The 10227-nt window shown below is 67.7% G+C and carries 12 protein-coding genes; 7 read left to right on the top strand and 5 right to left on the bottom strand.

Annotated features, from left to right (window positions below):
• The 4 genes from P3W85_RS00230 to P3W85_RS00215 all read left to right on the top strand — a co-directional run.
• On the top strand, positions 1-710 hold a 710-nt coding region (locus P3W85_RS00230; RefSeq protein WP_276263280.1), incomplete at its 5' end, for a Bug family tripartite tricarboxylate transporter substrate binding protein.
• Positions 711-849: 139 nt separating this feature from the next.
• On the top strand, positions 850-2346 hold the full coding sequence (locus P3W85_RS00225; protein WP_276263279.1) for a chloride channel protein: 1497 nt from the start codon (positions 850-852) through the stop codon (positions 2344-2346).
• 129 nt (positions 2347-2475) lie between these two features.
• The gene (locus tag P3W85_RS00220) at positions 2476-2667 is read left to right on the top strand and encodes a hypothetical protein (RefSeq protein WP_276263278.1); all 192 of its coding nucleotides are present in this window, start codon (positions 2476-2478) and stop codon (positions 2665-2667) included.
• Between the two features lie 95 nt (positions 2668-2762).
• Entirely contained in the window at positions 2763-3425 is a 663-nt protein-coding gene (locus P3W85_RS00215; RefSeq protein WP_276263277.1) for a hypothetical protein, read from the top strand.
• A 79-nt stretch (positions 3426-3504) separates the two neighbouring features.
• Here the strand turns inward: P3W85_RS00215 and dapB are convergent, their stop codons facing one another.
• Together dapB and P3W85_RS00205 are read right to left on the bottom strand one after the other, a co-directional pair.
• Entirely contained in the window at positions 3505-4314 is an 810-nt protein-coding gene (gene dapB, locus P3W85_RS00210; protein WP_017228543.1) for a 4-hydroxy-tetrahydrodipicolinate reductase, read from the bottom strand.
• An 88-nt stretch (positions 4315-4402) separates the two neighbouring features.
• Positions 4403-4852 carry an Lrp/AsnC family transcriptional regulator gene (locus P3W85_RS00205; protein ID WP_017228544.1) on the bottom strand — a complete coding sequence of 150 codons (450 nt, stop codon included), beginning with the start codon at positions 4850-4852 and terminating at the stop codon, positions 4403-4405.
• 303 nt (positions 4853-5155) lie between these two features.
• On the opposite strand from P3W85_RS00205, the gene P3W85_RS00200 reads away from it, so the two are divergent.
• The 3 genes from P3W85_RS00200 to P3W85_RS00190 all read left to right on the top strand — a co-directional run bounded on the left by P3W85_RS00200 (position 5156) and on the right by P3W85_RS00190 (position 8292).
• Positions 5156-6307, top strand: a complete 1152-nt coding sequence (locus tag P3W85_RS00200; RefSeq protein WP_276263282.1) for a saccharopine dehydrogenase C-terminal domain-containing protein — start codon at positions 5156-5158, stop codon at positions 6305-6307.
• On the top strand, positions 6304-7824 hold the full coding sequence (amaB, locus tag P3W85_RS00195; protein ID WP_276263276.1) for an L-piperidine-6-carboxylate dehydrogenase: 1521 nt from the start codon (positions 6304-6306) through the stop codon (positions 7822-7824). Before P3W85_RS00200 ends, amaB begins: the two co-directional genes overlap by 4 nt.
• A gap of 252 nt (positions 7825-8076) precedes the next feature.
• Positions 8077-8292 carry a hypothetical protein gene (locus tag P3W85_RS00190; protein WP_035813955.1) on the top strand — a complete coding sequence of 72 codons (216 nt, stop codon included), beginning with the start codon at positions 8077-8079 and terminating at the stop codon, positions 8290-8292.
• Between the two features lie 41 nt (positions 8293-8333).
• Here P3W85_RS00190 and P3W85_RS00185 read toward each other — a convergent pair whose 3' ends face one another.
• From P3W85_RS00185 to prmC, 3 genes are all read right to left on the bottom strand, one after another.
• On the bottom strand, positions 8334-8933 hold the full coding sequence (locus P3W85_RS00185; protein WP_017228549.1) for a UbiX family flavin prenyltransferase: 600 nt from the start codon (positions 8931-8933) through the stop codon (positions 8334-8336).
• Positions 8934-8941: 8 nt separating this feature from the next.
• Positions 8942-9253, bottom strand: a complete 312-nt coding sequence (grxD, locus tag P3W85_RS00180; protein ID WP_276263275.1) for a Grx4 family monothiol glutaredoxin — start codon at positions 9251-9253, stop codon at positions 8942-8944.
• A gap of 123 nt (positions 9254-9376) precedes the next feature.
• Entirely contained in the window at positions 9377-10222 is an 846-nt protein-coding gene (gene prmC / locus P3W85_RS00175) for a peptide chain release factor N(5)-glutamine methyltransferase (protein ID WP_276263281.1), read from the bottom strand.
• Positions 10223-10227 lie beyond the last annotated feature (5 nt).

Here is a 10227-nt window from a genome sequence, read left to right as displayed (position 1 = left end):
TGCTGCTGGCGAGCAATGCCAGCATGGTGCTCAACCCGATGCTCTACAAGAAGGTCAACTACGACGCCAAGCGCGATTTCAAGGTGATCTCGATCGCCGCGGAGATCCCGCTGGTGGTGGTGACCAATGCCCAGGTGCCGGCCGCCAATATCCGCGAGTTCGCCGGCTATGCCAAGGCCAACGCCGGCAAGCTGAACTACGCCTCGGTCGGCCTCGGCAACCCGCTGCAGCTGGCCACGGAAATGCTCAAGAGCGAACTGGGCATCAATCTCACTCACGTGCCCTACAACGGCAGCGCCCCCGCGCTGGCGGCATTGCTGGCCAACGACGTGCAGTTGATGATCGATGTGGTCAGCACGTCGCTCCCGCACATCAAGGCCGGCAAGCTCAAGGCGCTGGCAGTGACCAGCAAGGAACGCCTGGAAGTGCTGCCTGACGTGCCGACCGTGGCCGAGGGCGGCCACCCCAACTACCAGGCCGCCACCTGGTTCGGCCTGGCGGTGCCGGCCCAGACCCCGCCCGACGCCATCGCGCGCCTGCAGGCCGCGGCGGCAAAGGCCACCAGCGATCCGCAGTTCCGGCACACCTTCGCCACGCTCGGGCTGGTGATCCAGCGCCCGCGCGACAGCGCTGAAATCCAGCGCTACGTGGAGGCCGACCGCGCTCGCTGGGGTACGGTGATCCAGGCCAACCATATCTCGCTGGATTAACGAGGCACGAGGCGCGAGGCGCCAGGCTCCGATAGCAGCGCGGCACCTGCGGCGGCGATGGGCGTATAGTTCCATCACGCCGTGATGAATCCGACCCTCGGGCCAGTCACGGTGTTTTTTTGCCCATGCCTGCCGCACCATGAACGACAACGCGTCTGATCCGCCACGCGACCCGCAGCACGATCCCCATCGCGATCCGCCCCCCGTCCCCCGCGAGCCGCATCGCGATGCCAGCGCCGAAACCGACCGGCTGCGCGCCCTGCGCCGCCGGGCCCGCCTGGCCGCCGACCGCAAGTCGCGCCAGATGTGGCGCATCTCCCGAACCACGCTGCGCTACGCCGTCTTCATGTGCGGCGCCGGCTGCGTGGCGCTGTTCTCCCTGATCTTTGCGTGGATTGCCGAAGTGGCGCTGCGCTGGAACTACCGGCTGACCGAGGCCACGCCCTGGCTGGCCTTCGTGCTGCTGCCCTTTGGGCTGGCCGCGCTGCGCTGGCTCACCATCCGCCTGGCGCCACAGGCACGCGGCAGCGGCATTCCGCAGGTGATCGCGGCCGTCAATCTGCCACCCTCCGGGCCGGCGCAAACCGTGCTGGTGTCGTTCCGCCAGTCGATGTGGAAAGTGCTGCTGACCACCGGCGGCCTGCTGGCGGGCGCCTCGATCGGGCGGGAAGGTCCCTCGGTGCAGGTCGGCGCCGCCGCCATGCTGGCCTGGGGCCGCTGGTGCCATGAGCGCCTGCAGTTCCGCATCGGCTTCCACCCCAATGCGCTGATTGCCGCCGGCGCCGCCGGGGGCCTGGCAGCGGCGTTCAATACACCGCTGGCCGGCGTCGTGTTCGCGATCGAGGAACTCGGCCGCGGCACCGCCGTGCGCTGGGACCGGCTGGTGCTGTCGGGCGTCCTGACCGCCGGTTTCCTGTCGCTGGCCATTCTTGGCAACAACCCGTACTTCAGCGTCAAGACGCCAATCCTGGCACTGCATGATGCCTGGGGGCCGGTGCTGCTGTGCGCGCTGGTCAACGGCGTGCTTGGCGGCCTGTTCGCCAAGTTGCTGGCCGGCGGTGTGCCGGCGCTGCTGCCGGCGCGGCTGCGTGCGTGGCCGGCGCAGCACCCGGTACGGGTGGCTTTCCTGTGCGGCCTGGTGGCCGCGGCGATCGGCTGGTCCACCGGCGGCGCCACCTTCGGTACCGGCTATGAGCAGGCAGCCGGCCTGATCAACGGCGAGCCGCATGCCACGCTATGGTTCGGCATCGCCAAGCTGGCGGCCACCGTGGTGTCGTATTTCGCGGGTATCCCGGGCGGCATCTTTACGCCCTCGCTGGCCATCGGCTCCGGCATCGGCGCCAATGTGGCGCAACTGGTCGGCCACTTCTTCGGCGGCATGACCGAGCCGCGCGTGCTGGCGCTGGTTTCCATGGCGGCCTTCCTGGCCGCCGCCACCCAGGCGCCCATTACCGCCAGCGTGATCGTGATGGAAATGACGCGTTCACAGGATCTCACGGTGTTCCTGCTGGCCGCCTCGCTGCTGGCCTCCTTCCTCGCGCGCCAGTTCTGCCCGCATCCGTTCTATCACCACGTGGGGCATGCCTTCCGGCGCGAAGCGCTGAATGTCACGCGCAAAGTGGCGTCCGCCCCATAAGGGCAGGATGAGGCCATGGTACGGGGCGCTGCTTTGCCTTAACATGAGCGGCGCCCGGGCCATGCACCCGGCGATGTGCAGCGGCGGCACATGAGGATTCGCGCCGGCATCATGCACCGGGGAGCACAGATGGCCACGCAACGACCGCCGGGCGCTACCGGCGCCAAACGTCCGTCCGGCACGCGCGCTGCGCAGCCGCGCCCGGCACGTTCGCCACGCCGGCAGCTACCACCCAGCCGGGTGCCGCGGCTGCTGTTGTGGGGCCTGCTGCTGGTACTGCTGGCGGTATTGGCAAACGCCGTGCTGCATATGACGTATTAACCCCCGGCAGGCGGCTGCCATGCCACCTGATGGCAGGTGGCAGGAACCACGCACGCGGGGGGCGCTCCAATCCGGAGCTTTTCTCAGGAGTCTGGATGAAATACCCCCTCGCCGGGCTGGCCATGGCCAGCCTGCTGTTGATATCGCCCTGGGCCGGTGCCGCGTCCAAGGATGGCGCCGCCGACACGCTGGCGCCGATGCTGGATAGCCTGGCGATCGGCAGCCCGCTGCCGGCGCTGCCCGATTGTGCCGACAAACGCAGCGCCGATGGCCGCGATGTGACCGCCCTGTGCGTGGAATTGCGCGGTGACGGCGTGATGCGCCAGGTTGGCGTGCCGCGCGATAAGCGGCCCGCCTTCATGGACGGCCCGCATGTCGTCGCCTTTGTCGATGGCAATGCCCTGGTCGGGCTGATCGTGCCGACCGACGGCGTGCGCTCCGAGAACGACGCGGTGGAGAGCCTGACCGCGCGCTTTGGCAAAGCCTACCGATCGGAGCAACTGAGCATCAAGGACAAGGCTGGCAAGGTCGTCAAGAGCGTGCATGCCGGCTGGATGAAGAAGCCGCTGACCGTGGAGCTCTACGCCATTCCGGAAGATCCCAATACAGGCACCATCGAGATGCTGCTGCCCCAGGCGCGCTTGCTGATGGCCAACCAGGATGCCGCCATGGCGCAACAGCTCAATCCCACGCCGGCATCCGAAGCGCAGGCGGCCAGCAAGGCGGGGGCGAAGAAGGGGAAGGACGGGAAATGGTGAAGAGGCGCCGGCGCGGTTTGAAGCGCGTGACGGTTACCCGCCCGGGCGCAAAACGAAGCTGACCCGATTCGCCAAAGCCTCAAAGCCCTTCCATCACCTTGTCCAGCCCGCGCACCAGCCCCGTTACCGTGTGCACCTTGCGGATCGCCAGCAGCGCCCCGGACACATAAGGCTTGGAGCCGTCACCCGCCTCATGCTTGAGGTGCAGGCGCTGGCCGTCGGCGCCGAAGATCACTTCCACGCCCAATTGATACCCGGGCAGGCGCACCGCATGCACCTGGCTGCCGGACAGGGTGGCGCCCCGGGTTTCCTTCGGCCCTTTGACCTGATCGACGGGCACCACCTGCGCCGCCTCGCGGACCTGCCCCAGCCGATAGGCCAGCTCTCGTACCGTGCCGGAGGGCACGTCGACCTTGCCTGCCTTGGCGTAGTCGATGATTTCCCAATGTTCCAGGTGCCGCGCAGCCATCTCGGCGAATTTCTGCAGCAGCACCACCGTGATGGCGAAGTTGCCGCAGGCCAGCACGCCGCGCCCGGCCTGGTGCGCGGCGGCATCGATCTCGGCGTAGTCCTCGTCGGACAGCCCCGATGTGCCCACCACCACATGCGCGCCCTTGGCCAGCGCCTGCAGGATATTGCGCTTGGCAACGTCGGGCCTGGTGTATTCCACATAGACGTCGAAGGCGCCCTCCGCCAGCTCGTCGATGCTGGCCACCGCCACGCCGGGCGTGCCCTTGTGCGCGGTCAGTTCGGCCAGGGTCTGGCCGGCGGCGCCGCGCGACAGTCCGGCCACCAGCGTCATATCGTCCGCGTGCGCCACGCCGCGCGCCAGTTCGCCGCCGGCCCAGCCGGTCACGCCGCCCACGGCGACTCGAATGCGATTGCTCATCGTCCTGCTCTCCGATCGTTGGTCCTGAGGTTGGTCCGGCCTTTTCGCCGCGTTGTGCGGCATAGGCCTCTTGCATGCGCCGCGCGGTTCAGCCCGCCGCCCGCCGCCGGTCGATCTTGCGCGCCAGCACGATCGACGTAGTGGTGTGGTTGACGCCATCCAGCGCGCCGATTTCGTCAAGAAGCTTGTCCAGGCGGGCATGTGTGTCGCAGCGGATCACCGCCATATAGTCCACCGGGCCGCTGACCGAATTCAGCTCCTCTATCTCGGGAAAACGCTGCAGCGCCCGCACCACCGCGGGCGCGGCCTTGGGCATCACCGACATGCCGCAGAACGCCAGGATGGCGCTGTCCTCCATCACCTTGCCAAGCCGCACGCCATAGCCGGCGATCACGCCTTCCCGCTCGAGCCGCGCGATGCGGGCCACCACGGTGGTACGGGCAATGCCGAGCTTGCGCGACAGGTTGGCTGCGTTTTCACGCGCGTTGGCCTGCAGCAGGGAGAGCAGGTGGCGGTCGGTCTGGTCGAGGTCGGTCATGAGCCTGGCGGCAGCTGCGGGAAGGTCCCGGGCGGTACCCAGCGACGCATTGAATGAAAGGGTTTCGACGTTTCGACTGATTGTGATGTCGAATCGTTCGAAAGTCAGGCCTTTTCGTCAATCTTGTCCCTTCATTCTGACTGTGCCCGCAACCATACTTTAATCGCGGACAGACACCGATGAAACACTGCCAAGAGGGACATCATGACCAACATCACGCCAACCGGCCATCTGGACCACACTGGACACCTCACCGAAGCCACCGCCCTCGCCGACGCCCCGGGCACCGGCGCCTCGACCGGCATGCCCACGTCCGGCACCAGGCGGGCGCCGATGCGCGTGGTCGTGCTGGGCGCGGGCAAGATCGGCCGTACCATCGCTGTCATGCTGCATGACAGCGGCGATTACCATGTCACTCTGGTCGACCGCGAACCCACCCAGCTCGAAGGCCTGCCCGAAGGCGTCGCCGTGCGCGTAGGCGACCCGGACGAGGCCCAGGACTGCGCCTGGCTGCTGGGTGGCGCCGACGCCGTGCTCAACGCGCTGCCGTTCCATGCCGCGGTCGGCGTGGCGACGGTCGCGGCCAGCCTTGGCGTGCATTACTTCGACCTGACCGAGGACGTTGCCGCCACCCATGCCATTCGCCGCCTGGCCGATGGCGCATCCTCGGTGCTGATGCCGCAGTGCGGGCTGGCCCCCGGCTTCATCGGCGTGGTCGGCAACGACCTGGCCCAGCGTTTCCTGCGCGGTGGCGGCGAACTGCTCGACCTGAAGATGCGGGTCGGCGCGCTGCCGCGCTACCCCAGCAACGCGCTCAAGTACAACCTGACCTGGAGCACGGAAGGGCTGATCAACGAATACTGCAATCCCTGCGAGGCCATCGTCGACGGGCGCCGCGTGGAAGTGCCCGCGCTGGAAGGGCTGGAGAGCTTCGCGCTGGACGGCATCGAGTACGAAGCCTTTAATACATCGGGCGGGCTCGGCACGCTGCCCGAGACACTGGCGGGCCGGGCGCGCGACGTGGATTACAAATCGATCCGTTATCCGGGGCACTGCGCGGTGATGAAGCTGTTGCTCAACGACCTGCGGCTGCGCGAGCGCCGCGACTGGATGCTGGAAATCTTCGAGAGCGCGATTCCTGCCACGCAGCAGGACGTGGTGATCGTGTTCGCCAACGCCACCGGCTATGCCGCCGGGAGCAAGGGCGGGCGCGGTCCGCTGACGCAGGCCTCGTTCTCGGTGCGTATCGGCGGCGCCGATACCGCTGCGGGCCACGTCAATGCGATCCAGCTCACTACGGCGGCAGGCATCTGCACCGCGCTGGACCTGGTCGCCAGCGGCAAGCTGCCGCAAGCCGGCTTCGTGCCGCAGGAGGCGATGCCGCTGGACGCTTTCCTGGCCAACCGTTTCGGCCGGCACTACACCCGTCATCCGCTTCAGGAGGCAACGGCATGAAAGCACAGGAATTCGCGGCCTGCTGGCAGGCCATCGGGCTGAAGACGCCCTGGCGCGACGGTGAAGGCCCTGCCGGCGCACTGCCGGTGCGCTCGCCCATCGACGGCGAGGTCTTCGGGCATCTGCCGGCCTGCAGTCTGGCCGATGCGGATGCGCGCATCGAACGCGCCCGCGTGGCGCAGGCCGGCTGGGCCCTGGTGCCGGCGCCGGTGCGCGGCGAGGTGGTGCGCCGTTTCGGCGAAGTGCTGCGCGAACACAAGAAGCATCTCGGCGAGCTGGTCTCGCTCGAATCCGGCAAGATCCTGCAGGAAGGGCTGGGCGAAGTGCAGGAGATGATCGACATCTGCGACTTCGCGGTCGGGCTGTCGCGCCAGTTGCACGGCCTGACCATTGCTTCGGAACGGCCGCAGCACGCCATGCGTGAAACCTGGCATCCCTATGGGCTGTGCGGCGTCATCTCCGCCTTCAATTTCCCGGTGGCGGTATGGGCGTGGAACGCGGCGCTGGCGCTGGTGTGCGGCAACGGGGTGATCTGGAAACCTTCGGAAAAAACGCCGCTGAGCGCGCTGGCCATGCAGAGCCTGCTCGACGGCGTGCTGGAGATCGCCGCGCCCCTGCATGGCGGCATCGCCACGGTGCTCCCGGGCGGGCAGGCGCTGGGCCGGCATCTGGTCGAACACGCCGATGTGCGGCTGGTGAGCGCCACCGGCTCCACCCGCATGGGCCGGGAAGTCGGCATGGCCTGCGCCTCGCGCTTCAAGCGTGCCATCCTTGAGCTTGGCGGCAACAATGCCGCCATCATCGCGCCCTCGGCCGATCTCGAACTGGCGATCCGCGCGATGACCTTCTCCGCGGCCGGCACGGCGGGGCAGCGCTGCACCTCGCTGCGCCGCGCCTTCGTCCATGCCGATCTGCTGGAGACCGTGGCGCAGCGCCTGATCCAGGTGTTCGGCAGCCTGCCGGTGGGCGATCCGCTTGCCGAAGGCACCCTGGTCGGTCCGCTGATCGATGGCGCCGCCGGCGCGGCCATGGCCGGTGCGCTGCTCCGGTGCCGCGAGCACGGCAACACTGTGCACGGCGGCGAGCGCGTGCTGGCTGAGCATTTTCCCAACGCCGAATACGTGAGGCCGGCGCTGGTGCTGACCGATCGCCAGCACGAGACGATGTTGACGGAAACGTTCGCGCCGATCTTGTATGTGATGCCCTACACCACGCTGGAGGAAGCCATCGCATTGAACAACGCGGACGAGCACGGCTTGTCGTCCTGCATCTTTACCGAGTCGCTGCGGGAGGCGGAGCGCTTCATGTCCGCCGCCGGCAGCGATTGCGGGATCGCCAATGTGAATATCGGGACGAGCGGGGCGGAGATCGGCGGAGCGTTCGGCGGGGAGAAGGCTACCGGCGGGGGGCGTGAATCCGGCTCCGATGCCTGGAAGGGCTATATGAGGCGGGCTACCAATACGGTGAATTATGGGGATGTGTTGCCGTTGGCGCAGGGGGTCAGGTTTGAGGTTTGAGGTTTGGGCGTGAGGGGGCGTGAGGGGGCGTCTGTTGGGCGTTTGTGCTTCAACGTCAACGTCAACTGCAGTTTCACCTCGCATACGGGGAGCCGTGTCGCCACGGCTCGCTTCGCCCCGCAATCCCAAGTCCCTTTACGTTCACCCAAACGTTGCGATTCGTAACAAGGGTTACAGCAGGTTGACCCTGTATTACCAACCCGCCCCGTATAACGTTCTTAAGGCAACAACCAAGCCGCAAGGACGATGACAATGAAAACACTGATGATTGGGCTGGTGGTCGCAGGCGCTGCGATGCTGGGCGGCTGCGCGGTCTATCCGGCTTATCCTGCGTACGGTGGCGATGTGGGCGTGGCGGTGGCGCCCGCGCCGGTCTATGCTCCGCCGGTGGTGGTGGCCCCTGGCTTCTACGGCGGCTACTATGGCTATCACGGTTACGGCGGTCGCCGCTACCGTTATTGGCGTTGATGTGGGCTGACGGCGACGGAGCCCGCGAGGCGCGTGCCGTTTCAGGCCTGGCCGTTGAGGCCGCCCCAGCTCGGCGCCAGGGTCTGCGGCACGTCGATCAGGTCGAGCACGCGGCCGACGGTGTGGTCGACCAGTTCCGCCAGGGTCTGCGGTTTCTGGTAGAAGCCGGGCACCGGGGGAAAGATGATGCCGCCCATCTCGGTGACGGCGGTCATATTGCGCAGGTGGGCGAGATTCAGCGGTGTTTCGCGCACCATCAGCACCAGCTTGCGGCGCTCCTTGAGCGTGACGTCGGCGGCGCGGGTGATGAGGTTGTCGGACAGGCCGTGCGCGACGGCCGCCAGCGTGCGCATCGAGCAGGGCGCCACCACCATCGCGTGGGCGCCGAAGGAGCCGCTGGCAATGGTGGCGCCGATATCCCGCACGTTGTGCACCACGTCGGCGAACGCTTCCACCTCGGCCTTGCCGAGGTCGAGTTCGTGCTGCAGGTTCATCACGCCCGCGGGCGAGATCAGCAGGTGCGTCTCCACGCCAGGCGCGGCGCGCAGCACCTGCATCAGCCGGACGCCGTAGACCGCGCCGGTGGCGCCCGTGATGGCGACGATCAGGCGCCGCGGCTGGCTGCCGCCGGTCGCGGTCATGCCAGCGCTCAGGCCTTGAGCAGCGATTGCAGTTCGCCGTTCTGGTACATCTCCATCATGATGTCCGAGCCGCCGATGAACTCGCCGTTCACGTAGAGCTGGGGAATGGTCGGCCAGCTGGCGTATTCCTTGATGCCCTGGCGGATGCCTTCATCCTCGAGCACGTTGACCGTGGTCGGTGCGTCGACGCCGCAGGCCTTCAGGATCTGGATGGCGCGGCCGGAGAAGCCGCACATCGGGAACTGGGCGGTGCCCTTCATGAACAGGACCACCGGGTTGCCCTTGACGATCTGGTCGATCTTTTGCTGCACGTCACTCATGATGTCTCTTTTCGGTTGAAGCGCGATGCCGGCTCGGGCCGGTCGCCACTATCGGGAAATCGGAGGGCGCGCGGACGGCGCGCACCGTTGAATCATTGATTTTACCGGAATCGGCCGCTTGCTTCAGGCGCCCGCCAGGGGGGCGGGCCGCAGCCGGGCGCCGGTGCAGCGCTCGTGGCCGGCAAGGTCCCGCGCGGTGAAGATATCGGCCATGCCGGCTGCCGCCAGCAGGTCGCGCGCTGCCTGGCCCTGGTCGTAGCCGTGCTCCATCAGCAGCCAGCCGCCGGCGCGCAGGTGCGCGGCCGCCCCGGCCACGATGGCGGCCAGGTCCGACAGGCCGTCGCCATGATCGGTCAGGGCATCGATCGGTTCGAAGCGCAGGTCGCCCTGGACCAGGTGCGGGTCCCCGGCGGCGATATAGGGCGGATTGCTGACAATCAGGTCGAAACGCTGCCCGGCGGGCAAGCCGGCATACCAGTCGGAAGCGAGAAAGCGCACATTGCCGGCGTCCAGCGCCTGCGCGTTGTCTTGCGCCACCCGCAGCGCGCCGGGGGAGATATCGGTGGCCCAGACCTCGGCGTCGGGCCGCTCGCAAGCAAGGGTGACGGCCAGCGCGCCTGAGCCGGTGCCCATATCCAGTACCACGGGGGTGGCCAGCGGCGCCAGCAGCCTGAGCGCGGCTTCCACCGCGATCTCCGTGTCAGGACGCGGAATCAGCACGTCGGGCGTGACGCGAAAGGCGCGTCCGAAGAATTCGCGTTCGCCCAGCAGGTAAGCCACCGGTTCGCCGGCCAGGCGGCGCCCCAGCAGTGCCGCAAAGCGGTCGCGCTGGGCGGGCGCCAGCATGTCGCCGTCGCGCGTGATCAACTGCGTGCGGGTCAGTCCGGTGACGTGGCTGAGCAGCAGGCGCGCTTCCAGCGCCGGCAATCCTGCCGCGATGGCCAGCGCCTGCGCCGCATGCACGGAAATCGTTT

It is taken from the genome of Cupriavidus basilensis (genome assembly GCF_029335485.1).
GTDB lineage: Bacteria > Pseudomonadota > Gammaproteobacteria > Burkholderiales > Burkholderiaceae > Cupriavidus > Cupriavidus basilensis_E.
This window is presented reverse-complemented; position numbering and strand designations above follow the sequence as displayed.